The organism is Cupriavidus basilensis OR16, from assembly GCF_000243095.1.
GTDB lineage: Bacteria > Pseudomonadota > Gammaproteobacteria > Burkholderiales > Burkholderiaceae > Cupriavidus > Cupriavidus basilensis_D.
Genome location: NZ_AHJE01000026.1, coordinates 21,266 through 45,366, shown reverse-complemented (window position 1 = coordinate 45,366; position 24,101 = coordinate 21,266). Strand labels below are relative to the sequence as shown.

Annotated in this window: 24 protein-coding genes and 2 pseudogenes; 16 read left to right on the top strand and 10 right to left on the bottom strand. The window is 62.5% G+C overall.

The window, feature by feature from the left end:
- The 7 genes and pseudogenes from OR16_RS10805 to OR16_RS10785 all read right to left on the bottom strand — a co-directional run.
- Positions 1-1,957: pseudogene (locus OR16_RS10805) on the bottom strand (molybdopterin cofactor-binding domain-containing protein); the annotation flags it as partial.
- On the bottom strand, positions 1,954-2,457 hold the full coding sequence (locus OR16_RS10800; RefSeq protein WP_043419279.1) for a (2Fe-2S)-binding protein: 504 nt from the start codon (positions 2,455-2,457) through the stop codon (positions 1,954-1,956). The pseudogene OR16_RS10805 and the gene OR16_RS10800, both read right to left, overlap by 4 nt.
- A 291-nt stretch (positions 2,458-2,748) precedes the next feature.
- Positions 2,749-3,315: a hypothetical protein gene (locus tag OR16_RS45565; RefSeq protein WP_237717016.1), complete on the bottom strand. Its 567-nt coding sequence runs from the start codon at positions 3,313-3,315 to the stop codon at positions 2,749-2,751.
- The gene (locus OR16_RS10795; RefSeq protein WP_237717015.1) at positions 3,312-4,487 is read right to left on the bottom strand and encodes an alkaline phosphatase family protein; all 1,176 of its coding nucleotides are present in this window, start codon (positions 4,485-4,487) and stop codon (positions 3,312-3,314) included. The genes OR16_RS45565 and OR16_RS10795 overlap by 4 nt, the downstream gene beginning before the upstream one ends.
- 218 nt (positions 4,488-4,705) lie before the next feature.
- Positions 4,706-5,053: a hypothetical protein gene (locus tag OR16_RS10790; protein WP_006158002.1), complete on the bottom strand. Its 348-nt coding sequence runs from the start codon at positions 5,051-5,053 to the stop codon at positions 4,706-4,708.
- Between the two features lie 305 nt (positions 5,054-5,358).
- Positions 5,359-5,517 (bottom strand): high-potential iron-sulfur protein, encoded by a 159-nt coding sequence (locus tag OR16_RS45560; protein WP_237717018.1) that lies wholly within the window; start codon positions 5,515-5,517, stop codon positions 5,359-5,361.
- A 152-nt stretch (positions 5,518-5,669) separates the two neighbouring features.
- Positions 5,670-7,025, bottom strand: coding sequence for a hypothetical protein (locus OR16_RS10785; RefSeq protein WP_006158001.1), 1,356 nt, complete (start codon positions 7,023-7,025; stop codon positions 5,670-5,672).
- 215 nt (positions 7,026-7,240) lie between these two features.
- Here OR16_RS10785 and OR16_RS10780 point away from each other — a divergent pair, with 215 nt between their 5' ends.
- Positions 7,241-7,885 carry a lytic transglycosylase domain-containing protein gene (locus OR16_RS10780; RefSeq protein ID WP_006158000.1) on the top strand — a complete coding sequence of 215 codons (645 nt, stop codon included), beginning with the start codon at positions 7,241-7,243 and terminating at the stop codon, positions 7,883-7,885.
- A gap of 66 nt (positions 7,886-7,951) precedes the next feature.
- On the opposite strand, the gene OR16_RS10775 is transcribed toward OR16_RS10780, so the two are convergent.
- Positions 7,952-8,809: a peptidylprolyl isomerase gene (locus tag OR16_RS10775; RefSeq protein WP_006157999.1), complete on the bottom strand. Its 858-nt coding sequence runs from the start codon at positions 8,807-8,809 to the stop codon at positions 7,952-7,954.
- Between the two features lie 366 nt (positions 8,810-9,175).
- On the opposite strand from OR16_RS10775, the gene OR16_RS10770 reads away from it, so the two are divergent.
- Both OR16_RS10770 and OR16_RS10765 read left to right on the top strand, forming a co-directional pair.
- Complete coding sequence (locus tag OR16_RS10770; protein WP_006157998.1) at positions 9,176-9,469, top strand: hypothetical protein; 294 nt, start codon at positions 9,176-9,178, stop codon at positions 9,467-9,469.
- Between the two features lie 690 nt (positions 9,470-10,159).
- Entirely contained in the window at positions 10,160-11,014 is an 855-nt protein-coding gene (locus OR16_RS10765) for a response regulator (protein WP_081488739.1), read from the top strand.
- A gap of 151 nt (positions 11,015-11,165) precedes the next feature.
- Here the strand turns inward: OR16_RS10765 and OR16_RS45555 are convergent, their stop codons facing one another.
- Both OR16_RS45555 and OR16_RS10760 read right to left on the bottom strand, forming a co-directional pair.
- A complete protein-coding gene (locus OR16_RS45555) occupies positions 11,166-11,507 on the bottom strand; it encodes a sensor histidine kinase (protein ID WP_237717014.1) in 342 nt (113 codons plus the stop codon).
- Positions 11,508-11,524: 17 nt separating this feature from the next.
- Positions 11,525-12,211 carry a PAS domain-containing protein gene (locus tag OR16_RS10760; RefSeq protein WP_237717013.1) on the bottom strand — a complete coding sequence of 229 codons (687 nt, stop codon included), beginning with the start codon at positions 12,209-12,211 and terminating at the stop codon, positions 11,525-11,527.
- Positions 12,212-12,524: 313 nt separating this feature from the next.
- Here OR16_RS10760 and gspG point away from each other — a divergent pair, with 313 nt between their 5' ends.
- The 13 genes and pseudogenes from gspG (at position 12,525) to OR16_RS10700 (ending at position 24,101) form a co-directional block, all read left to right on the top strand.
- A complete protein-coding gene (gene gspG, locus OR16_RS10755) occupies positions 12,525-12,959 on the top strand; it encodes a type II secretion system major pseudopilin GspG (protein WP_006157996.1) in 435 nt (144 codons plus the stop codon).
- Positions 12,960-13,018: 59 nt separating this feature from the next.
- A pseudogene (locus OR16_RS10750) lies at positions 13,019-14,222 on the top strand (type II secretion system F family protein).
- Positions 14,223-14,229: 7 nt separating this feature from the next.
- Positions 14,230-15,933 (top strand): GspE/PulE family protein, encoded by a 1,704-nt coding sequence (locus OR16_RS10745; protein WP_043419257.1) that lies wholly within the window; start codon positions 14,230-14,232, stop codon positions 15,931-15,933.
- A complete protein-coding gene (locus tag OR16_RS10740; protein WP_043419255.1) occupies positions 15,914-16,822 on the top strand; it encodes a hypothetical protein in 909 nt (302 codons plus the stop codon). The genes OR16_RS10745 and OR16_RS10740 overlap by 20 nt, the downstream gene beginning before the upstream one ends.
- The gene (locus OR16_RS10735; protein WP_006157992.1) at positions 16,819-17,349 is read left to right on the top strand and encodes a hypothetical protein; all 531 of its coding nucleotides are present in this window, start codon (positions 16,819-16,821) and stop codon (positions 17,347-17,349) included. The genes OR16_RS10740 and OR16_RS10735 overlap by 4 nt, the downstream gene beginning before the upstream one ends.
- Complete coding sequence (locus tag OR16_RS10730; protein WP_006157991.1) at positions 17,346-17,912, top strand: hypothetical protein; 567 nt, start codon at positions 17,346-17,348, stop codon at positions 17,910-17,912. The genes OR16_RS10735 and OR16_RS10730 overlap by 4 nt, the downstream gene beginning before the upstream one ends.
- On the top strand, positions 17,909-18,520 hold the full coding sequence (locus OR16_RS44520; protein ID WP_006157990.1) for a hypothetical protein: 612 nt from the start codon (positions 17,909-17,911) through the stop codon (positions 18,518-18,520). The genes OR16_RS10730 and OR16_RS44520 overlap by 4 nt, the downstream gene beginning before the upstream one ends.
- A gap of 147 nt (positions 18,521-18,667) precedes the next feature.
- On the top strand, positions 18,668-19,843 hold the full coding sequence (locus OR16_RS48190) for a secretin N-terminal domain-containing protein (protein ID WP_423739649.1): 1,176 nt from the start codon (positions 18,668-18,670) through the stop codon (positions 19,841-19,843).
- A gap of 11 nt (positions 19,844-19,854) precedes the next feature.
- Positions 19,855-20,859, top strand: a complete 1,005-nt coding sequence (locus tag OR16_RS48185) for a type II secretion system protein GspD (protein ID WP_423739648.1) — start codon at positions 19,855-19,857, stop codon at positions 20,857-20,859.
- A 72-nt stretch (positions 20,860-20,931) separates the two neighbouring features.
- A complete protein-coding gene (locus tag OR16_RS10715; protein WP_006157989.1) occupies positions 20,932-21,381 on the top strand; it encodes a type II secretion system protein in 450 nt (149 codons plus the stop codon).
- An 8-nt stretch (positions 21,382-21,389) separates the two neighbouring features.
- Positions 21,390-21,779, top strand: coding sequence for a type IV pilin protein (locus OR16_RS10710; RefSeq protein ID WP_006157988.1), 390 nt, complete (start codon positions 21,390-21,392; stop codon positions 21,777-21,779).
- A 65-nt stretch (positions 21,780-21,844) separates the two neighbouring features.
- Positions 21,845-22,387, top strand: coding sequence for a type II secretion system protein (locus OR16_RS10705; RefSeq protein WP_237717017.1), 543 nt, complete (start codon positions 21,845-21,847; stop codon positions 22,385-22,387).
- Between the two features lie 214 nt (positions 22,388-22,601).
- Complete coding sequence (locus OR16_RS10700) at positions 22,602-24,101, top strand: multicopper oxidase domain-containing protein (RefSeq protein WP_043419252.1); 1,500 nt, start codon at positions 22,602-22,604, stop codon at positions 24,099-24,101.

Genomic DNA, 24,101 nt, shown 5'->3' with positions numbered 1-24,101 from the left:
GTCGATGCGCGGCACGCTGATGCTGCCGTCCGTCGGCCACCACTCACCTCGATCACCGCCGCCACATAGGTCACGAAGCTGTAGCAGACCGCCCAGCCCCACGCCCGTGCCCCTTCGGCAGCGTCTTGCCCCAGCCGGCTTCGCGCGTGGCCAGTTCGATCACGCCGCGCAGGCGGCCGATATCGAGCGGATATTGCTGCGGGGACTCGCCGTAGTTCCAGGTGTCGGACAGATGCGTCGGGTCGATGCGGCGGTCCGGGCCGAGCAGCGCCAGCAGGTAGTCGCGATGGTCGCACCCGGCTGCCGCCGCCAGTTCCGCCGCGAACGACTGCACGGCGAAGGCGTGGGGGATGTTGGACACCGAGCGGAACCAGCCGATGCGGGTGTGGGCTTGCACCTCCGGGTTTTCCACGCGCACGTTGGGAATGTCGAACGGCATGTTCACCGCCGACATGCCGAGCTCGAACGCGGCTTCGTTCTTCGCGCCGGCCACGAAGGTCGACGTGATGGTGGAAGCGGCGGTGCGATGCAGCCACGCCTGCGTCTTGCCGTCGGCGCCGAGCATGGCTTCCATGTGCTCGACGGAGACGGTGTGGAAGTAGTCGTGATGCAGGTCGTCGTCGCGCGTCCAGGTTACCTTGACCGGCTTGCCGCCCATGGCCCTGGACAGCAGCGCGGCCTCGGCGGCAAAGTCCGGCTTGGACTTGCGGCCAAAGCCGCCGCCCAGCAGGGTCACGTGCACCGTGACGTCTTCCGGCTTCAGGCCGAGATGCCCGGCCACTGTTTCACGCGTGGCCTGCGGCGCTTGCACCGATGCCCATACCTCGCACTTGCCATCGGCGATGCGCGCCGTGGCAACCGGCGGCTCCATCGTGGCGTGCGCGATATGCGGCAGGTAATACTGCGCCGTGATGCGCTTGCCGGGGCCGGCCAGCGCGGCCATGGTGTCGCCCTGGTTGCGCACTACCTTGCCGGGCTGGCTCGCGGCTTGTTCCATGGCGACGCGGAACGCACCGGATTCGTAGCTGGCATTGGGGCCATCGTCCCAGCGCAGCTTCAGCGCTTCGCGGCCCTTGATGGCCGACCAGGTATTGGTGGCGATCACCGCCACGCCCCCCAGCGGGTGGAACAGGGCGGGCGCGGGGCTGCCGGCCAGCTCCACTACCTTGATCACGCCGGGCACCTTCATGGCCTGCGTGGCGTCGACGCTGGCGAGCTTGCCACCGAACACCGGTGGGCGGGCGATCACGGCGTACAACATGCCGTCCATCCGTACGTCGATACCGTACCGCGCGTGTCCGGTGGCGATGTCGTGGCCATCGATACTGCGCGTGTTGTCCTTGCCGATATAGCGGAACTGGGCCGGGTCCTTCAGCTTGAGGCTGGCAGCCGCTGGCACGGGCAGGCTCGCGGCGTCCTTCGCCAGCGCGCCGAAGCCAAGGCTCTTGCCGCTGGGCACGTGGACCACGGCGTGGTTGCGTGCCTGCACTTCGCTCACCGGCACATTCCAGCGGGCTGCGGCCGCCGTTTCCAGCATCATCCGCGCGCTGGCGCCCACGCGCCGCATCGGCTCGAAGAAATGCCGCACGCTGCGCGAGCCGTCGGTGTTCTGGTTGCCGTAGCGGATTTCGTCGCCGGGCGCCTGCACGACCCGCACCTGGGCCCAGTCGGCTTCAAGCTCGTCGGCCACCACCATCGGCAAGCTGGTGCGCACGCCTTGGCCCATCTCGGAGCGGTGACAGACAATGCTCACCTTGCCGTCTTCCCCAATGGAGAGGAACACCAGCGGGCTGTCGACGGCGCCGCCGGGCATGCCGTCGCGGCCGTACTTCTTGGGCTCATCGGCGGCCAGCACGATGCCGTCCAGGCCAACGGCCAGCGCCAGGCCGGCGAGGGCGCCCATGCTCTTGAGCCAGGCGCGGCGTCCGGCGGATTGCAGTTGGCTGATTTGGCTCATTTGGCGCTCCTCTTGCCTGTCGGCTGGGCAGCCGGCTTCGCCGCCAAGTTCGATTTGGCGACGTGCTGGATGGCGGCGCGGATGCGCGTATAGGTGCCGCAGCGGCAGATGTTGCCGCTCATGGCGCCGTCGATGTCTTCCTCGCTTGGGTGCGGGTTGGTGTGCAGCAGCGCCGTGGCGGACATCAGCTGGCCCGCCTGGCAGTAGCCGCATTGCGGCACGCCGAATTCCTCCCACGCTGCCTGCAAGGCCTGCCCGATCTTGTCGGCCGACAAGCCCTCGATGGTGGTGATCTTCTTGCCGGCCACCGCGGAGATCGGGGTCACGCAGGAGCGGATCGGCTGGCCGTCCAGATGCATGGTGCAGGCGCCGCACAGGGCCATGCCGCAGCCGAACTTGGTGCCGGTCAGGCCGATGTGATCGCGCACGGCCCACAACAGCGGGGCGTCGTCGGGCAGGTCGATCTTTTGCGGCTTACCGTTGATCGTGATGGTTCTCATGTTTTTGTGGGGGTGGTGCAACGGGGACGAGGGCTGGCTGACGAGCCAGGTGCCTGCGCTGCTTTGCGCAAAGCGCATTGTGATGCCGGCGGAAGATGTCAGGGAATGGCGAGGTCGGGATTTGTCAATTCCAGAAACTGGAATTATGGCGATGCGCGGAGATGAGGCGGGGCGGCGACCGCAAGCACAACTGTGCTTGCAAGGCATTAAAGTCCTTTCAGAGACATTAGATGGCTTGCAGAGTGTCTAGGCTGCCGGGACGGTCAGCTTGCGCTGCTGTCCCGGCGCCGCTCAATGCAGATGCGGCAGTACCTTGGTGTGCTCGGCCTGCACCGCTTGCAGCTCGTGCGGCTTGAGTCCAAGCAATGCGAGGATGGTCGGCGCGATCTGGTTGGTCTGGACCGGTTCGTCGACGATGTTCTGGTCGATGCCTGCGCCCCACACAACGATGGGTACGTGACGGTCCTGCTTGGCGTCGCCGCCGTGTTCGGCGATCTTCGACAGTTTGCCGCCGGCCCAGACGGTACCTTGCTGCGCAATGCCGACGAGATCCGGCACGCGATCGTCGCCGCGCGCCACGCCGAACAGGTCAGCGGCTTCTTCGCCAGCGTAGATCTTGCTCACGCCCGCCTGGCTGAAGGCCCTGGCGATGGCGTTGCCAGCAGCGTCGGAGCCGAGGCCGTTGCCCGAATAGCTGAGCAGGAAGGTCCTGGCAAAGCTGACGGCGGCGGGAGAGCGGTCGTTGAACCACATCAGGATCCCGTCATCGTCGATCGCATGGGCCACCAGATGGGATTTGGACGAGTCCTTGCACGTGGCGGCGTATTTTTCCCAGGCGCAGTTCAGCGCGTCGATCATGTCGCCATCGTTGATGATGGTGAGATCGTGATGGTGAGATCGGTGCGGTTCTGCGGGGACTGGCCGTGCTTGGCCGACAGGACCACCACGGTGTTGGTGCGGTCGAGGGCGCCGACCATTGTCGTCAGCTGGTTGTTGACGAAGGTCAGCGCGCTTTGCAGCACCACGCCGGGCGCGGTCCCGTTCATGGTGTAGCCGCCCAGGCCGCCGGCAACGATGGTGGCGGTGTTGTTCGGATCCGTGTAGTAGCTGGATTTGTTGAGTTTCTGCGCGGTCGACACGGCCTGGAAGTTCATGCCGAAGATGGCGGGGGTGCCCGGCGAGCCGTTGCCGGCATGGTCGTGGCCCTTGATCCAGTTGAGGACGGCCTGTACCTTGAAGCTGTCATAGCGTTGTGTGTTGGTGTTGTCCTTGGTCCAGTCGTTACCCGGGCCGGCGGGCAGCGACGGATCGCTTACCGAGCTGTTGATTTCGGGGGCAAACAGATCGTCGATGCCCTGGCCGGACGGCCCGTTGAGAATCTCGTAGGCGGCGTGCTTGTCCGACCAGGCGGTGCGCAGCCCATGCTTGTGCGCGACCTCGAAGATCGTGTTGACCTTGAGATACTGATGCGGATAAACCGGCTGGCAGGTCTGCGCGGAGACCGGCAGCAAGGCCGGGTTGATCAGGTCTTGCGGGTGCCCGGTCAGCTGCGAAATCCTGGTGAAGTCCGAGTACAGGCCGGGGATGCCCTGTCCGCTGTCGAGCCGGTTCAGGTCTTTCGCTATCACTTCTGCGAAATACACTTCAGCGCCCGGCTTGGCGCTGTGGCAGCTCGCGGCCGTGGTGCCGGCCGGCAGCAGGCTGCGGCTGTAGGCGTCGTCGTAATAGATGCCGGTGGTCCTGGGGTTGCCACCCGTCGCCTGGCCGACCATGCCGGGGAAAGAGTCCGAGGGGAACGGCGTTTGCGCATTCCGGTAGGCGACGCCATGGCGAACCAGTTGCGCAAGGGTGGAGGCTGGATTTGCGTTGACGAACCAGTCCAGGTCGGCCTGATGCAGGCCATCGACCGAAACCAGCAGCACATGCTTGGCACGCGGCTGACGGGCGTCGTCGTCCGCGCGTGCGGACGTGGCCAGCCCACATGACAGCGACAGCGCCACGGCCAGGGTAAGCCTTCTTGTTGCTCGCATGATATCTCCTCGAATGACTGCCACAGGGCAGCCGGGAGACGCTATCAACCGCCCATGTCCGATCGGTGTCAGTGAATGGACGGAGAGGTAACAATTTGTATGGGTGTCTTGAAGCACCCGGAGTCGAGCATGAGGCCGGCGGGCTTTTACGCAGCGGGCATGCCACGACACCGCATCTCAGGCGGTGTCGTGGCGGATGGCCAGTTGCGGGTACGGCATCAGGCGTTGGCACCCTCGGTGAAGACATCGACCTTGCCGCTGCGGGCGCCGTCGGTGTAGGCATCGAAGCTGCGGGCCGGCGTTGCGGAGACGCCCGAGCGGTCCAGGCCGGCGACCAGCGCGCCATCGGTGTACGGGTCAAACTTGCCGGCACGTGCGCCGTCGGTGTAGGCATCGGTTGCGCGGAAGTCGTAGCCATACTTGTCGGCGGGCACCGAGGTGCGGAATTCGTAGCCGTACTTGTCGCCGGCGTGGGTGTCCTTGGCGGAAGCGGCCTGGGCGGCGCCGATGGCGGCGAGCGACAGCACGAGGGTGGAAGCCAGCTTGAGGGCGAAGGTCTTGGTCATGATGTTCTCCAGTATCTTAAAATTCGTTGAATTTCATTGATTGTTCGCTGCGCCTGCCAGAACGTTGCTTTGTTTGTGTGCGCCGTCCATGTAACGAACTATAGGAGAATCATCGGTGCGTTAGACCAGCCTTGTCCGGATATATTGTTCAGAATATTTGAATTAACGTCGGTGGCGTCAGGCAGCATGGCCGCATGCGGACCGGACCGGGCGTCCAACCCGGCGCGCACTAGCCGGCCCAGAAATTGACAACCGCAGCGCGCCCTGCCGCAGCGGCCAAGACAGCCTTGCTCAGGGATGCGGACTCACCGGCGCGAAAAAGCCATGCACCATCCGTGAGGACTGATAGGGCCCTCCAGAACCTTGCAGGTGCCAGTATCGGAATCCGGCGTTGTCGAGGGCCTGAAGGAAGTGCATTCAGAGCACGATTTGCCATCCTTAGGGCTATCCTGGTAGTGGAGCATCCCCTTCGTCGCCGAGGCGCCCTTGGCGGCCGGTGAGTGAATCGCGATCGGAATCAGAGCAATGGATCCCAGTATGATGGTGCCGCGACGAAGCAAGTTTCGGCGGCTCAACGGTATCATTGTTTTCACGGCGCTTCCTCCCTGATCAAGGCCTAGAACATGAACCACGCATAGAAGAAAAGGGTGTTGTTATCCGCCGCGCGCCTGAGTGTCGAATCGTAGTTCGAGTGGCTACCATTGAACTTGGTATAGCCCGTATATTGAAGACCAAAGCGCACGTTCATTTGCGGGTCCCAGGCAAACTTGAACTTCGGCCAATAGTTCAGTTCGACGAGATAGCCCGACGTATCCGGCTTGCCTGTTGTGGTGCCGAACCTGGCGAAATCGGCGTCGCCCGTCACCTTGAACGCGCCGGCGGTAATGCCATAGGTGCGGTCGTATAGATAGGTGATCTTCGCCCGGGTCGAGCGCAGGCTCGAGCTGGGATTGTCGTTGCCCCCGTTGGGAAATCCGGATCGCCAGTCGGTTTTCTCGTTGATCATGGCAGCCTGTGCGCTGATGATGTGGTGATCATCCTTGCTGAAGAACTGGTATTGGGCATCGAATCCAAGATCGCGAAACCGGTCCGCGGGTGTGCCGCCGCTGTCCGGTGCTTCGACCGAGGCAATCGTTCCAAAGTGGCCGATCATGAAATTCTGGTGTTCATCGCCGATGGTATAGGCGATACGCCAGTACGGATTGGCGCCAGAAAGCGAGACTCTTTGGCTATCGGGGGTACCCGCGCGCAAGACCGATAGCGCCCCTTTTGCCGTTTGATATGAGGTCGCCTCAAGGTATAGGGCATCGAGCACGTGCGCATAGGCACCAATCCCCGCAACCCGGGCACCCGACTCAAGGAACGTCAGCGTGCCTCGGCCCGGGGCCGCGATGCTCGGGCTCCAGTACGGAAAGCTCCAGGCCGGCGCCGTATTGAAAACGTCCTGAACGGTGGGGTTGTTATGCAATGTCAGGCCGACAATGGTTGGCTTCTCTTCCGACCCGAACAGCTTCACGACACGTAGATCCGTATTGTCGAGCGCGCTATGCCCGGCGAACGTCTGGTTATCCGTGGTGCTGATATTGTTGTAGGTCCACTGGATGAAGGCCCCGGCGTTGTCCGTGATCTTCCCGCCGGAGAACAGGCTGATGGCTTCGGCAACAAACTCGTTGTTCTTGCCGTAGAGCTTGTCGCCGGTCGATTTGTCGGTATTGTCGTTGATGGAGTTGCGTGAGAAGACCGCCATCAGCGCTAGCGGCACCTTCTCGCGTTCACCCAGCGTGTATCCGCCAAGCTTGAATTTCCGTCCGAATGGTGTCAGCTCAGGATAGATCGTGTGACAGGACGCGCAATTCAGGCCGGTTTGCCGGGCAAAAAGCGGATTGGCTTCGGTCTGTGGCATGAAGCCAAAACTGCCGAGCAACCAAAGCGCAAGCATGGCGCTTTTAATGACAGCACAGGGGGTCTTCATTGCGGTTCTCCCGTCGGTCTTCCGCTCGGCGTCAGCCTTACAGAAAACTCTAGGTCAGCCACGCGCGGTCGTTAAGGGGGAGATCTACTCCTGCTCGCTTGGGTGCACCCACCCCTGGCTCGGGATGCGATGGCTTGTCCTACCGCAGCAGTAGGGAACCAACCCATGCCGCATCTCATCACTCATCTGCACAATGCAGTTTGGGGGATATCCAGATGCGTGCTCGCGTGTTGCCGCCCTTGCCGAGAGCTGGCTTTCTCATTGCGTCCTTCGCACTGGGCCTGGCTTGCCCGTGCGTGGCAAAGGCCCAGATATTCGGCGCCGTCGGTGCCGATGGATCGATCATGCTGACAGACAGGCCGGGCAATCCGGCGCTGCACCTGGTTGTCACCTCCAGTGAGCCGGCAGCGCGGGGCGCAAGAAAGGACAACGCCGCCGCGTCCGCGACGATGGATTCCGCTCAGTATTCCGAGATCATTGCCGAGGCCAGCCGCGATGCCCGGGTGCCACCCGAGCTGATCTCGGCGGTGATCGTGGTCGAATCCGGATACAACCCGAACGCGGTGTCCAAGAAGGGAGCGCGCGGCCTGATGCAGTTGATGCCGGAGACCGCCAGGCGGTTCTCCGCGGGCGACATACTCAATCCCCGCGACAATGTGCTGGCCGGCGCCAAATACCTGCGCTTTCTCCTGGATCTGTTCAGAGACGATGTTGAGCTGGCACTGGCAGCGTACAACGCGGGAGAGAATGCGGTGATCCGGGCGGGCTATCACATCCCCGCGTATGCGGAAACGCAAAGCTATGTGCCGATGGTGATGGCGCATTATCGGCGCCTGAGCGCAAGCAGGAGCGCTCCGTAGGCGCTGGGTACCTCGGGGCGATTGACAACCCGCCTCCCGCCTCCCGTCAGGAGGCGACTGCCGTCACTATTGCTGAATCGTCGCGCGTTGCATCTGGGCACTGATGAACCCAGCGCTCGCGCTCTTGAGGGCGAGCACCTGCAGCTGCTGGCGAATCGCGCCCTTCATCTGATCGAGGGTCGGCACCTGCGTCGCACGCTTGGCCTCCAGCTTGACGATCACGCGAACGCTATCGACGGCAATCGGCGTGGGCGTAACGCCGCCGGCGGATAGTTGCGTCACGGCCTGCGCGACCGCCAACGGCACGCCTTGCGTCTTTCCCTCGGCCGCCGGTGTCTTGAAACTCACCCACGGCATCTCGCCACCGTCTGCCTTGCTCGACGCAATGCTGTACTCGCGCACGAGCGCGTCGAAGGCCGCACCTGAACGCAATCGCTCAAGCACCTTGGCTGCGGTAGCATCGTCAGCCACGGACAGAATTCGCAGTTTGTACTCCTCGTTGCCCATCAAGCCGACGATCTCGTGGTAGCGTGCGCTCACCTGTGCATCGGTGATCGGCTCGGGATGGATATTGTCCCGCAAGTAGAGTTCCGTCTCCGCAGCGGCCTTGCTTGCATTGACCGCATCCTGAACCGCTGGCTTCATGCCGTAGTTCTGCTGTTCGGCACCCTGGCGCAAGACCTCGCGCGCAATGAGTTCCTGCTTGAACAGCCGGCGCAGCTCCGGCGTATCCGGCTGACGCGCCGCGCGCATGGCGTCGCTAAGCCGCGCTAGCGGAATTGCCACGCCATTCACGATCGCCAACGTGTCCGTTGGCAACCTGCTGTTGTCCTTGCTGGTGGCCTGCTGGGCGAAAACGGGTGCTGCCTGGCCAAGCGCGAAGGCGATGGAAGCGGCTATGAAGCTCAAGGCGTTCGTTCTCATTCGCATCTCCCGGTTGCGTGTCGTCAATACGATCGCTGCCGTGGGTCGAAGGACAGCAGCGGCACGCCGCGGCACTTGACTCCTCCAAGCCTTTATTTTGGTGGCGGCCAGTCACGCTCGCCATGGGTCAACACCCTACAGGTGAAGTAGGGTTGCCCACCAAGGAGTCGCATCGCACAGGAGATGAATGTTGGGGGCTGTGACCCTTACCGTCTTGCATTGGGGGATCTTGCCCATGCCCTTTGGCGTGGATTACTACTTCTCTTATTACCTGCCTGGCCGAGCATAGTGGCAGACCCTGGGACTGGCGTCGCCTCGCCCCGCTGGATGTCCCGGGCCGTTGTTGAATCGCTAAGGAAGACCATCATGAACAAGCTTACCGCTACCGCACTTGCCTGCAGCCTGGCGTTCACAGCCGCGGGCGTCCTTGCTGCCGATGACACGGTTAGCGACATCGCCATCAAAAGCCTGATGAATCACGAAGTCACGGCGCAGGAAGGGACCCAGAGCGATGCGCAGGACTACCATGGCATGGCCGCGGAGCCAATGAAGGACGAGCCGGCGAGCGCCGACAGCATGAGCGAGCAGCAGATGACAGACGAGCCGATGAGCCATGACAGCATGGCCGACGATGGGGCAAGGAATTCGACGGAGCAGTAGTCCGGATGGATGATGGCGAGGCGCCTGTGCAGCTTGCCCTGGTCGTGCCGGTATTCCGGCCCGGCCGTGACTGTTCATGACGCCAGGCTCTTCTCCCTCGGCACAAGCGGATCGCCCGGGCCGTCAGGGACGGCTGACCTAGTGCGTCTCGAGCCTTGGTGCATACCGCTGCCTTTCGCGCAGGGTGCAGGGCGTCCAAGGCATTGCGCGAAAAGCGCCGTGTTGGCCAGCGCATGACATGACATTAATGTATTAGATGAAGTGCATTGAAATTGTATCTGAATGGATTGTGCCGAATACAGCCCTAATCCATCTGGGCGGTGTATCTCCGTGAGTTTAGTTCCTAGCCTTGTATTACAGAAAGTTACGGAACGCGAAGACCACTGGGAGAGGCTCATGATGAGCAAACGCTGGGAGGGTTGCACCGGCCTGCCGCGGCATCTCCATGCCAGCGGAGCATCACGCCGAAACCAAGGAGGACCCGCATCGATCGGATCAGGCGCATTGCGAGCACGATCGCATGATCGTTGAACCGTTTTGTGCCCCGTCCCCCGGCGGGCACTTTTCTCATGCCGGCAGCACTTACGGCTGCGGATTTGTTGATCCATGCTTTATGGGAGAACATCGCTGATTTTAGCCAATCGCAGTAATGAATAACAGAAGAAAATAGGGTGGTAAAGGGAGGGGGAAGTGAATATAAAATATAACGTTTTAATCGTCGAAGATCATCACCTTCTACGAAGCGGCCTACGCTCGATGGTATCCGGCATCGGCGAGTTCAATGTTGTCGGTGAGGCAAAAGACGGCAGAGAAGCGTGTCATCTTGCCATCTCATTGAATCCGGACCTGATCCTGATGGATCTTTCGATGCCCGGCATGAACGGAATCGATGCGATCTCCGCGATCCGACGCCGAACGCCGGCCGTTCGGATTATTGCGCTCACTGTTCACCAAAGCGACGAGTACGTACGGGAGGCGCTGCGCGCCGGGGTGGATGGCTACGTCTTGAAGGATTCTTCATTCGAGGACCTGGTTTTTGCAATGCATGCCGTCATGCAGGGCAAGAAGCACCTGAGTCCGGAAATGTATGGAAACCTGGTGGAATCGTTTGTTAGCGGAAATGACCATGCGGCTTCGAACAAGAATGCGTGGGACGTGCTTACGGCCAGGGAACGCAGCGTCCTGAAGCTGGTTGCGGAAGGCCGCTCCAACAAGCAGGCCGGGCAATATCTGAACCTCAGTCCAAAGACGATCGAGAAATATCGTGCCAGCCTGATGCATAAACTAGGGATCACGAATCTGACTGGACTGGTTTTGATCGCAATCAACATGGGCCTGATCACTTCTCTGGCCAAGCGATACTACGACCCGAATCGCGCCGAAGATCCGCCACTGACGCATGCAGATGTGGCCCCCGATGGCAACGCGGATAGCGACGTGAAACGCGACGTGAAAAGCGGCGGCGACGTTCGCCGTGACCAGTCCGGCAGCACTGCCGGAAACGATGATCGGCTTGGTGGCCTTGGCGCTGGCGCTCAGGAATAGGCTGACTGGTGCGGTGGTGGCAGGCGGCGGCATTCAAGGCCATGTTGGCGCGGGCGGCACGAGGAGCGCCGCCCGCGGACCTTGTGCGGCCATGAGCCGCGTGCACGCACCACAGGCCGATGCCGGCACGTTGCCGTTGTGCCGCGGCGGTTCAGATTCTCCACGTTGCCGAGACGAGGGTACCGCTGCGCTGGCTTGACTGGAGCGAGAAGCTCCCGCCGTTGGATTCGACCCGTTCTTGCATCCCGATCAGGCCTAGCCCAGAGAAGGACGCGTCGTCGGCTGACAGGGGAAGCTGCTCGAAGCCAATGCCATTGTCTTGTATCGTCAACAGGATGTCGTTGGCGTTGCGTTGCAATGTCACCCTGATCTCGGTTGCCACCGCGTGCTTCACGACGTTGTTCATTGCCTCCTGGGCCACGCGGTACATATCCGCTTTCAGACCATCCGGCACCTCGTCCTCCCTGACCCGGCAATCGAAGATGACGACCACCTTCCCGCTGCCGTGCTCTACCTGCCTGCACAGCGATGCCAGAGCGGGGGCCAGGCCCAGATCGTCCAGCAGCCTGGGGCGCCCCGCTCGATGCGCAGCAGGGAATCTTCAACCATCAGTTTGATCAAGGTCAGTGCCTGCCCGAGGCCGTCGTGGAGTTCGGAGGAGACTCGCTTGCGCTCTTTCTCCTGCCCGATCATCAGGTGCGTGTAGAGCCGGCGAAGCTCCGACTCAGGACGGCTCAGCGCCTCGATGCTGCCATTTGGCAAAATGACGGGTTCCTCGAAGACAACCAGGAACGCGCTGAAGTTGCCTTCGCTATCCGCAATGGGTTGCTTGTGCAACAGGATATCGGTATCCCGGCCCCCCCGTCCGCGCAAGACCGCGCCAAAGGAGTGAAATGCACTGGACGCACTGCCGGAGAATCCCTCGCTAACGCGCTCCTGGTCGCTGTCCCGAACCAGATCGACAAGCGACTTGCCTATCAAGTCCACAATCGAGTAGCCAAACATCGCCGCGGCGCTGCTGTTCGCCGACAAAAACCGTCCGCCCGGCGCGAGAATGGCCAGAGCGGCACCATGAACATCTGTTATCGCGCGCAGGACCCTGTTGCTCGAATCGATCGCGGCCATCATCTTGCGCATTGCATCGGTGACGTCACGCAGTTTCAGATGCTCTCCTCCGTGGGGAGTGCTTGCGCTCATCGGAACTCCTAAAGTGCTGCTGCGGCCGCGGTCCGCGCGAGATGGACGGATTGCGCCGGTCACCTCTTTATGCAACGGCGATGCCCAGGAACACGGAAAGACGCCACCCAAGTGCTATTCCCTTCAGGTGTGTCCTATTGTATGTACCCGGAAACCCAAAAGCCAATACGGCTCATTGCCGTAGCCATGTGGAGGGTCTCTACCCATGGCGTTCGGCGGGTATCCCTACTTCTTTCCCATCGTTCGCTAGCCAAGAATGAGAAAAAGGCCGCGGTTGTGCCGAGGCTATCGTTCCGAGGGCAAGGGGTTATCCATGCGCATCGATACGCAACTGAAGAATTGGGGGCGAACCGAGGGCTTCACGCTACTGGAACTGCTGGTCGTCCTGGTCATCATCGGCTTGCTGGCAGGCCTTGTTGCACCAAAGTACTTCGCTCAACTCGGTAAGTCAAACATCAGCATTGCCAAGGCGCAGATCAGCTCCCTGGGCAAGGCGCTAGACCAGTATCGCCTGGATGTGGGGTCCTACCCGACCACGGAAGAGCGGCTCGAAGCGCTGGTGGCAAAGCCACAGAACGAGCCGCGCTGGAGCGGGCCTTACCTGGAGAAGGCCGTGCCGCCGGATCCATGGGGCAGGCCCTATCAATACCGCTCGCCAGGCGAGCATGGTGACTACGATCTGGTCTCCTTCGGCAAGGATGGGCAAGTTGGAGGCGATGGCGAGAATGCGGATGTCACGTCCTGGTAAGCGTGCCCTGCCTGCGAAGAGGTAGCGCGCTGCTTGGATGGCCGGACAGGGAGAACGAGGTGAAGTACCTGATGCGCGTCTTTGATACCTGCGGCGAGGTGCAGTCAATCCACATCGACAGCGACTCGCCGGCCAGTGCGGCCGCAACAGCGCGCTCGCGCGGGCTGCGCGTGGTATCGATTCGGCTCGCCGCTGGCGCCAAGCGCGGGCCTGGCCGCTGGATGACGCTGCAGGTAACGAAGTTCGACGTCGAGTTGTTTTGCCAGAGAGCTGGCCGCTTTGCTAGACGCCGGTGTTGGTGTGATCGACGCCCTACGCACGCTGGGCAGCAACGAGCGCCGCGATGCCTCGGCAAGAATCTACCGGCAACTGCTAAGGCAACTGGATGAGGGCCACGCATTGTCCGCGGCGCTCGAGCATGCGGATGAAGTCTTCCCGACTGTCCTGATAGCTTGTGTCAAGGCCAGCGAACAAACTGGCGGCCTTGCCGAAAGCCTGAAGCGCTATTCACGCAATAGCGCCACGTTGCGAGAACTGCGTGCCCGGGTGGTTTCCGCGGCAATCTACCCGTCCGTCCTGATGGTCGTGGGGCTGGCCGTGGTGTTCTTCCTGCTGGCTTTTGTTGTCCCGCGCTTCGCGAACCTGCTCGAGAACAGCGGCCGCGAGCTGCCGCTGCTGTCGCGATGGCTGATGGCCTGGGGCGGCCTGGTCCACGCGCACGGGTCTTCGCTGGCTTTGGGCTTCGTGGTGTTGCTGCTGGGATCGGTCGTCGTGCTGCGCCGGCAGGGCGTGCGCGACTGGATCGCCGATCGCATTCTTGCATTGCCCGGCATCGGCGCGCATTTCCGTATCTATCGCCAGTCGCAGTTCTTCAGAACCTCGGCGATGCTGGTCGACGGCGGCATTCCAGTGGTGCAGGCACTTGATCTCGCCCGTGGCCTGATCGGCCGTGGCGACCGCGTGGCGCTCGCCACGGCGATGAATTCCATCCGGAACGGCGGAAAGATGTCCGACGCGTTCCAGGATTGCGGGCTGGCGAGCGCGATTACATATCGACTGCTGACCGTCGCCGAAAAGACCGGCGGCCTGGGCCCGGTGCTCGACAAGATCGCGGGATTCCAGGAGGCGAAGGTGTCACGGGCCATCGACGTGATCTCGCGGCTGGTCGAGCCAATGATGATGATCTTCATCGGCGTCGTCATCGGCGGCATTGTCGTCCTGATGTATTTGCCAATTTTCGAAATAGCCTCCAGCCTTCAATAGGTACGTCATGAATCCGAACGGCGCGAATACGGAAAGAGGGAGTGTTCAGTTCCGGACCACCCTGCGCGAGCTCGGCGAGCGCCACGGCTCCGGGATACGCGCCCTCGAGGCACTGTTCGCACAACAGCCCATGGGGGCCGACGAGGTTCTCGCGCAACTGGCGGCCGAGTTCAGGATGGCCCCGATCAGTATCCGTGAACTCCATCAGCTTGAACCGGAGTTTGAAGTCATTCCCTTTGTCGAGGCGGCTACCAGGCTGTGCGTAGGATTCCGGCAGGGCACGGGCCTGCTATTCGTGATCGCCGACCCGCTGGACACGCGAACCCGCAGCTGTGTCGATCAACGCATGCGCGCACACCCGACAGTGCACTACAGCTGGTCGCTGGCCAGTGTTGGGGACCTGACTGCCTACCTGGCCGCGCGTGAAAAGGATGTGCGTGCACTGGACACGCTTGCGTTCGATGACCCGATACAGCGCACCAATGATCCGTCCGCGCTGGCCTTGACGCTACAGGGCATCAGCAGCGACGACAGCGCGGTAGTGCGCCTGCTCAATTCGACGATCTACGACGCATTGAAGATGAAGGCCAGCGATATTCACCTTGAATGCAGGGCGAACGGCCTGGTGATCAAATGCCGTGTGGATGGTGTGCTGACGGTGGTCGGCCGGGCGGAAGGCCGAGGCGTCGCCGATCAGGTGCTATCGCGCGTCAAGGTGATCTCGGAGCTCGATATCGCCGAGCGGCGGGTGCCGCAGGATGGTCGCTTCAAGGCCCAGTATGCGGGGCGGGACATCGATTTTCGCGTGTCGATCATGCCGAACCTGTTCGGCGAGGATGCCGTTCTTCGCATTCTCGATCGCTACCAGCTGTCGCAGGCGTCGGGTGGCTTGACGCTCGAGGCGCTTGGCTTCCAGGAGGCCGATATGCGCTTCATGCGCTCGGTCGCATCGATGCCGTATGGCATGCTGCTCGTGACGGGACCCACGGGCAGCGGCAAGACCACCACCCTCTACGCAATCCTGACCGAAATCAACGACGGCCTGGACAAGATAGTCACGATTGAAGACCCGGTCGAGTATCAATTGGGCGACATCCTCCAGATTCCGGTGAACGAAGCCAAGGGGTTGACGTTCGCCCGGGGGCTGCGTTCAATCCTGCGACACGATCCCGACAAGATCATGGTCGGCGAAATCCGCGATCCGGAGACCGCGCAGATCGCCGTGCAGGCGGCGCTCACGGGGCATCAGGTCTTTACGACCGTGCACGCGAACAACGTGTTCGATGTCATCGGCCGTTTCACCAATATGGACGTCGATCCCTATAGCTTTGTATCCGCATTGAACGGCGTGGTGGCGCAACGCCTGGTTCGCCAATGTTGCGCCGATTGCGCGATCGAGGAGGCGGGGGACACGGACGCGCTGGCACGCGCCGGGATCGATCCCGAGGTGGCAGCGGGCTTTCGCTTCCGCAGGGGTCTGGGCTGCGCCGCCTGCCGTGGCTCGGGATATCGTGGGCGACGCGCCATTGCGGAAGCGCTGCGGATGAACGACGAACTGCGTGAGCTGCTGTCGGAGCGGGCGCCGCTTGGCCGCATCAAGAGCGCGGCGCTGCGCCACGGGATGGAGACCCTGCGTACCGCGGCGGTCCGCCTGATGGCGAAGGGTGAGACGACCCTCGAGGAGATCAATCGTGTCACGATCGTCGAATGATGTCCTCGCAATCGGGCTGGGCACCTGTGCCGCAGCGGTCGGGGTGCGCCCCACGAGGCTGCAGCATCTGCTGCGCTTGGCGCAGCGCGCGCGCCGCGGGGTAAGGGCCGTCACCGCGCCGCCGTCCCTGCCGCCGGCCGTCGAGCACGCCTGCATCGCGATGGAGGAGGCACTGCACTTCTCCGAGCAAGGGGCGCTCGACGTCCTCCGGCGGGCATTGGCGGAGGCCCCCGGTGTTCCTGGACCGGCGACGAAATCGAAGCGCCGAGCGTTTATCGTGCTCGATGATTTCTGGGCCAATCACGGGATCCTGCGGGGCGACTTCCGCACCGTGCGCGCGCGGGAGGTCGAAGATATCGCCCGGAGCTATTTCGCGGAGACGTTCGGGCTGGATGGCGATGCCATCATGATCCGCACCGTGATGCAGCGGGGAGGCAGGGCAGTGTTCGCCAGCGCGCTGTCGAGATCGCTGCACGATGGCATCCGCGATGTCAGCGCGGATGCCCGTGTCGAAGTGCAAAGCCTGATGCTCGGGCTGCCGCAGGCGATGAATCGGGCCCGCCATAGCGTCGACGGCAGCGCTTCGATGCTGGTGGTGGTGGCCGAAACCGTACTGCACGCCGTGTTGATGGAGCATGACCGCTGGGTCGCCTATGGCGCGCAGCGCCTGTTTGCCGACGATGTCGCCGATACTTTGCGGCTTGCGGCCATTACCGAGCAGGTCTTCGAGCGGTTTTCAAACACGCGGCGAGAAGACTGCACGATCTATCTAGGCGGGCTCGACCTTGATCCTTCGGCGTTCGAACAACGGTTCGCCACCGTGCGCCGCTTGCAGGATATCGTGTCGAACGCTTCAGCCCCGCTGCGCTTGATGGGGTTCGCGCTATGATGCCGCTGCTCAAGATCGATTTCATCCGGCGCCCGGCAACCCTGGCGCCAACCGGTGTCGTGGTGCTGGTTCTGGCGGGCTTGATGCTGCTGCTCAGCGCCAGGACACTGTGGCATGCGTATCAGGACAACGATCGTGCCCGGACCCAGTTCGAGATTGCCGCGCGCGAAGAAACCTCCAGCAAGCACCTGCCCAAGGCGGCCCCCACCCCTGCCGCCAGGCTGGCAGAAAAGCAGGGCGAGGCGATCCTGCGCGAGCTCACCGTGCCATGGCAGAGCCTGCTCTCAATCGTGGAAGACTATCCCGCCCGCGATATTGCGCTGATCGGCATTGATCAAAGTCCCGCGCAAAGCCAGATCCGCATCACGGCCGAGGCCAAGGATGCCGATGCGATGATCGCTTACCTGAAGTACCTGCAGGGCAGCGTGCTCCTGCACGAGGCGGTGTTGAGCGGTCACCTGATCGAGACCAACATACCCGGGACGCCGGTTCGCTTCCAGATCGTCGCAGTATGGAGAAAGCCATGATGGCCCACCGGCTTGCCGATCTGCTGTTGACCCTGCACTTCGAGTTGCGGCGCACATTTGGCGTGCCAGGCCTTGTTGGCGCGTTGGCCTTGGGCGTGGCCGCTTTGACGTGGACCGCGATTCCCACCGTCGAGGCGCAGACGAGAGGCATGCTCGACAGCGCACGGCAGGCTCGTACCGCGAAAACACGGTATCCCGGCGACGCTGGCCGGGCGCCGGCCGAAGTGAATTCCCTGGGCAAGCTGCCGGCCTTGTTCACGACCTTCGCCGACAGCGGGAACGATATCGCCGTGATCTTCTCCCAGGCGCGCGAGAGCCATCTGACCCTGGGTTCGGCCCAGTACCAGATCGTCACGGAGCCCGGGGCAGGATTTACGCACTATCAGGTCGTGCTGCCGGTCAAGGATCAGTACGGCACGATTCGCCGTTTTGTCGCATCCGTTCTCAACAGCGTGCCAAACGCCGCGCTGCAGGAGATTCATGTCGAACGGCCAGCGGTGGACGGCAATGTTCTCGAGGCCCGTATCCGCTTCGATCTGATCTATCGGGCGAGCCGGCCATGAACACCGCGCTCGCCAGGAGAATGCTGATCGCCGGCACCGGGCTGGCGACTGCTGCATTGATGGGCTGGGACCAGGCGCCACAGCACCGCGCGCCAAGCGGGGTCTCTGCCATCAAGGCAGCCTATGGGCGCAACATCCCGAGCAAGACAGGCGTCCTGCCGGCCGCCCCTCCGGCTCCGGCCGCGGGGACGGCGCAGCGCACGCAAGCCGCGGCGAGCGAACCCGCGGTGCGCACGGTCGCCAAGGTTGCTCCGCGCGAGCGGCTTGCGGCGTTGCGCGCGCCCCTGTCGCCAGAGACAGCGCACGATCCATTCAGCGTTTCGTCCTGGCTCCCCCCGCCTGCGCCACCGGCGCCGCCGGCTCCGGCCCTCCCCCCTCCGGCACCCACGGCGCCGCCGTTGCCATTTGCCTATGTGGGCGCGCTGGGCGCGGACGTATCGAAGGAGCAAGTGTTCCTGAGCAACGGCGACCGTTTGTTGATCGTATCGCTGGGCGATGTGATCGACGGGCAATACCGCCTTGAGGCGATCACGGCAACAGGTGCGACCTTTACCTATCTGCCGCTTAACGTGAAACAGGTCATGTCCACCCAGGGCGAAGGAAAGTAGATGAAATCCCGATGCAGATCCGACGCTGCCTGCAGAGTAGAGCGCTGCGACGCGTCCCTCAGGTCGATAGCCGCGTCAGTTTGCACGGCTCCCCGCGCGAGTTATGCCAGCTACCACGCGCATCGATTCAGTGCGGCGCTGATCGCGATGCTGCTCGGTGGCTGCGCGCTGGAGCCAGGCGCGCTGCGTACGGCGAGCGTTCGCCAGCCCACCGATGCGGAGATACAACTGAACTACATGCACGAACGCAACGGCCAGATGAACGCGATCCTGGATGAGGTGGATCGGCTGCGAGCGAATTACCAGTTTCATGAAGCCGTGCTGAAGCTCGACGAGGCGAGCAGGATCGATCCCACCAGCGAGCGAGGGCGGAAGCTGGGCGCGGCACTGCAGATCGATTTGCGCGATCTTGTCATCCTGGCGGAGGTTCAGCGCATGCTTGAACGCGGCTCATATGACAGCGCGGCCGAACGTGTGCGCGAGGTGCTTGCGGAGAATCCGACCAATGTCCAGGCACAGCAGATGATGAGGCTGATCGAAGACAAGCGGCGGCAGACGCGGGCCGCGCGCGAGGAAAAGAGCGCGGCCGCATCGATCATGCGTACGCCGGTGACGCTGCAGTTTCGCGACGCGAACGTGCGGATGGTCTTTGAAGCACTGTCGCGCACGTCGGGCTTGAACGTCATCTTTGACCGTGATGTGCGCACCGACCTCAAGACGACGATCTTCGTGACCAACGCGGCGATCGAGGACGCGGTCAATCTGATCTTGTTGCAAAACCAGCTGGACAAGAAGGTCCTGAACGCGAACACGCTCTTCATCTATCCAGCCACGCCAAACAAGCAACTGGAGTACCAGGAGCTGAAGGTCCGAACCTTCCAGCTGTCGAACATCGATGCCAAGCAGGTACAGCTCTTGTTGAAGAGCTTGCTGAAGATCAAGGAGATCGTGATCGACGAACACGCCAACACCCTGTCGATTCGCGGAACACCCGACACCATTCGGCTCGCGGAACAGCTGATCGCCGCACAGGACCTTCCCGAACCCGAGGTCATGCTGGAGGTTCAAGTCCTGGAGGTCTCGCATGAACGGCTGACAGACCTGGGGATTGCATGGCCGAACAGCTTCACCATGGCCACGCCAAGCACGGCGTCCACATGGGGCGCCCTGCACACGCTGCCCATCAACCAGCTGGTGGTCAGCGGGCTGTCGGCAACCGCCAACTTCAAGCTGACGGATACCGATGCGAACCTGCTCGCGAGCCCTCGCATCCGCACCCGCAACAAGTCCGCACCCGCAACAAGGAAAAGGCAAAGATCCTGATTGGCGACAAGGTGCCGGTGATATCGAGCTCGAGCACCCCGAGCACCAGTGGTCCGTCCTATGCGCAAAATATCCAGTACCTGGATGTCGGTATCAAGCTTGAGGTTGAGCCGCAGGTCTACCGCGACGACGACGTCGGCATCAAGATCAGTCTCGAGGTCAGCAATATCACGAAGACAATATCGAGCAGCAACGCACAGACTGGCCTGAGCTCGCTGGCTTACCAGATCGGCACACGCAGCGCATCGACCAGTCTGCGTCTCAGGGACGGCGAGACACAGGTTCTCGGTGGCCTGATCTCGGATGCCGATCGCACCACGGCGGACAAGGTGCCTGGCCTGGGCCAGCTGCCGGTTCTCGGGCGCTTGTTTTCGGATCACAACGGCGACCACGTCAAGACGGAAATCGTTTTGCAGATCACCCCGCATATCATCCGTCCTCAACGCATCGCGGATGCCGATACGCGTGAAATCTGGTCCGGCACGGACACCAATGTGCGCACGGAGCAATTGCGTCTCGATCCCGCCAGTGCCGCAACGCCCGCCGTTGCCGCGCCCGTGGCGCCGGTCAAGCCAGGAAGGGTTGGCGGCGGAACCGTGGTGCCCGCGGCGCCTGTGACACCCGTGGCACCCGTGGCACCGGCGAGTGTCGGCGGTGCGGCCACCGGAGAGGGCGCACCTGCCGCCGCGGGTGGCGGCGCCACTGCGCCGGCGCCCCCTCCGTTGCCGCCCAGGGGCTCGCTCGGGCAGGCTCCGGCGGCGCCGCGGACTACCCCGCCAGTGGATCCGTATGCGGGGCGGTTCCCGGCCATCCAGGCCGCGCCGCCGGCGCCGGTGGCCGCCGCGCCGGCTGATGCGAACGCGGCTGCGCAGGACGCGACAAGCGCGGCTGGCACGACGCAGGCGCCAGCACCCGCGGCAGGGCCCTTTTCCACGCCACCCTCAATCCTGAAGATGCCGCCGGGCGATATGTCCAGCGACAACCCACTCTATCCGGTCCCCAACGGGACGCATTGACTCATGACACTCCAGGCCCAGTCCGCACGTTGCCGTGGCCGCCCGCTTCTCCATGGCCGCGGTTTCACCTTGATGGAGCTGGTGGTGACGCTGGCACTTGTCGGCATTGTCGCGCTGGCGATCCTGCCATTCTCCGAGTTGATGGTGCAGCGTGAAAAGGAGCAGGAGCTAAGGCTCGCGCTGCGACAGATCCGTACCGCGCTGGACGCCTACAAGGACGCCAGTGACTACGGATCGATCGAAAGAGAGGTCGGCGCTTCCGGCTATCCACCGACACTCACCGTGCTGGTGACCGGTGTCAAGGATGCGAAGGATCCCAAGGCTGGGCTGCTGATGTTCCTGCGCAGCGTGCCGCGCGATCCGTTCTTCAACGGCGATGCCACCACGCCGGCGGAGGACACCTGGAACTCGCGTGCCTATGGCAGCGTGGAGAGCAGCCCGCAAGGCGGCAATGACGTGTTTGACGTGTCATCCAAGGCTGACCGCCTCGGTCTGAACGGCATCCCCTACAAAGATTGGTGAGGCCCACGATGAAACGCGTTCGCAGCCGCAGGCTCCATGGATTTACCTTGATCGAACTGGTGGTCGTGATGGCGATCATCGGCTTGCTGCTGACCATTGCGCTACCGCGCTATCTTCGTAGCATCGATCGCGGCAAGGAGCAGGTGCAGCGGCAGAATCTTGCCGTGATGCGGGATGCGATCGATAAATACTTCGGTGACAATGGCGAGTATCCCGAGAACCTGGACGAGCTGGTGCTAAAGCACTATCTGCGCAGCGTTCCGCAAGATCCGGTCACGGGCGGCACCAGCTGGACGGTCATCGCGTCGCCGGATGCGGATAAGGCCGGCGTCTATGACGTCGCGCCGGCGAGCGAAGCGGCGGCGGTTCCGGCCGCTGCCGTGGCGCCGGAAAAATGAGCCGCCTTCGCTGTACGCATCGTGCAAGGCGGCATCGCCAGGGTGACGGTGCCCGCGGCCTCGTCCTGCTGACGCTGCTGATCGCGCTGATCCTTGTTTCGGTGGCATTGCTGGGCGCGCTCGATGTATGGGCGCTGCAACGGCAGCGGCTGCAGGAAGAGGAGTTGCTGTTCGTCGGCAACCAGTACAGGCTGGCGATTCAACGCTACTACCAGGCCGGCCGGACACTGCCGGCGTCGGTCGACGATCTGCTGGAAGACAAGCGCTTCCCGGTGCCGCTACACCATCTGCGACGTGCCTACCCGGACCCGATCACCGGTAAGAACGACTGGTTGTTCCTCCGCGACGGCGATCGTATTTACGGTGTGTATAGCAAGTCCACGGCGCCCGCGATCAAACACGCGAATTTCCCCAGGCGCTACGCGGATTTCGCCAATGCGAAAACCTATGCCGAGTGGCAGTTTTTCTATCTGCCACCGGGCCGCCGAAGCCGCGCGAGCAATGCGCTTCCGAGCAAGCAGGATTCGACCGGACAAGGCGATGCAGCTGGCCGGCGCACAGGCGTGAACAACGCCTCTCCGTTCAGTCCAAACGGGCGGTCCAGATGATGTGGCCGGCACGGCCGGGCCTTCGATGGATTGCCCTACCGCATCAGTAGGGTGTTGACCCATGCAAACCTTCATCGGCGTTATCCACAATACAGGCGTGGGGAGAGATCCGCGGAAATCAGTGATGACCGGCAAGGACGGGTGTCGTTGCCGCAGGCGTGGAAATTGATGTCCTACGGGAATCGTGCTGGCTGACCCGCAGGAAGGAGGTTATATGTTTAGTACTCGCATATATCGCGGCGGCGTGTCGGCGCTGGTCTTGCTTCTCTTCGCTCTACCCGCGATGGCCCAGTCATTCCGGGTTCAATGTCCTGAAGAAACGCCGCTTCATCCAAAGTCGGCCGCGGGTGTGGTCAGCGATGGAATCAAGTGTCAGCAGATCTCGGGTGGTGACGGCTACGCGACGATGGGCGACGGCACGCAGACCTACTTGTTCGCCTTCGGTCCACTGTCAGGCATCACTGACATCAAGAACGGCCTCCCGGGCACGCAGAAGGCGTCCGTGTTTCGCACGCCGGATGATCCGAATGGCGCGATTGGCCTCGTCCCGGATCCGAATGCCGGTGGCGCGATCACGGGACACGTCGATGCACGGGCGATCATGGATGTCGGCGTCATGAACGGCAACATGCCGGCCCCTACCATGGCGATCGACGAGGACGATGAATTCTTCCTGACCCTGACGAATGTCGGAATGATCATGCGCCCCGACCTGTTCGAGCAGCACACCGTGCACTTCCACGGCTACCCGAATGCGTCCGCGTTCTATGACGGTGTGCCGGATGCCTCCGTCGCCATCAACATTGGCGGCAGCTTCACTTACTACTACTTGGCGCCGGATGCGGGAACCTACTTCTGGCACTGCCACATCACCCCGCCGGAGCACCTCCAGATGGGCATGGTGGGTCAGATCTATGTGCGGCCACGCCAGAACCGGGTCCCTTTGAACGGTTCGCTGTACGCGGCGTTGCAAGCCCAGCAGAGCGATCCGCGCACGAAGTGCGGCGGCGACATTCTGTGCTCGACGCCGCTGCCGCGTGTGAACAATGGTGCTATCCACCAGCCCAACAAGAATAACTCACCGACGCTGTACGCCTACAACGACGGCGATGGCACGACCGCTTACGATGTCGAGTATCCGATCCAGATCCATGGTTTCGATCCGAACTTCCACTTCGTCGGCATGACCTTCAACCCGGAGCCATTTACCGACATGAAGGACAAGTACTTCCTTTTTAACGGACGGAGCTATCCGGACACGGTAACGCCGGGGGCCATGAGTACACCAGTGGCGGATGGCACTGCGCATTTCTCGCAGCCGCTGCCGACGGTCATCAACATTCCACTCGGTGGCAAGGCGTTACTGAGGATCTCGGATCTCGACGTCAGCGAGTTCCAGACGCTGGCTTCACTCGGCATCCCGATGCATGTCGTCGGCGTCAACGCGCGATTGCTGCGCGATATGACGGGCAACAACCTGGCCTACGACACGAATTCGATCACGCTGGGGGGCGGTGAATCGATCGATGTGATCCTGGACGCAAGCGTTCTGGACGCAAGCGGCAATTACCGTTACCCGGCGGGATCGACGTATTACCTGTACACGCCGAATCTGGATCACCTCTCGAATGACGCCGAGAACTTCGGTGGCTTGATGACGGAGGTCCACATCTGCACTGCGGCGGTGGACCTGACTACTAAGTCCTGCAAATAG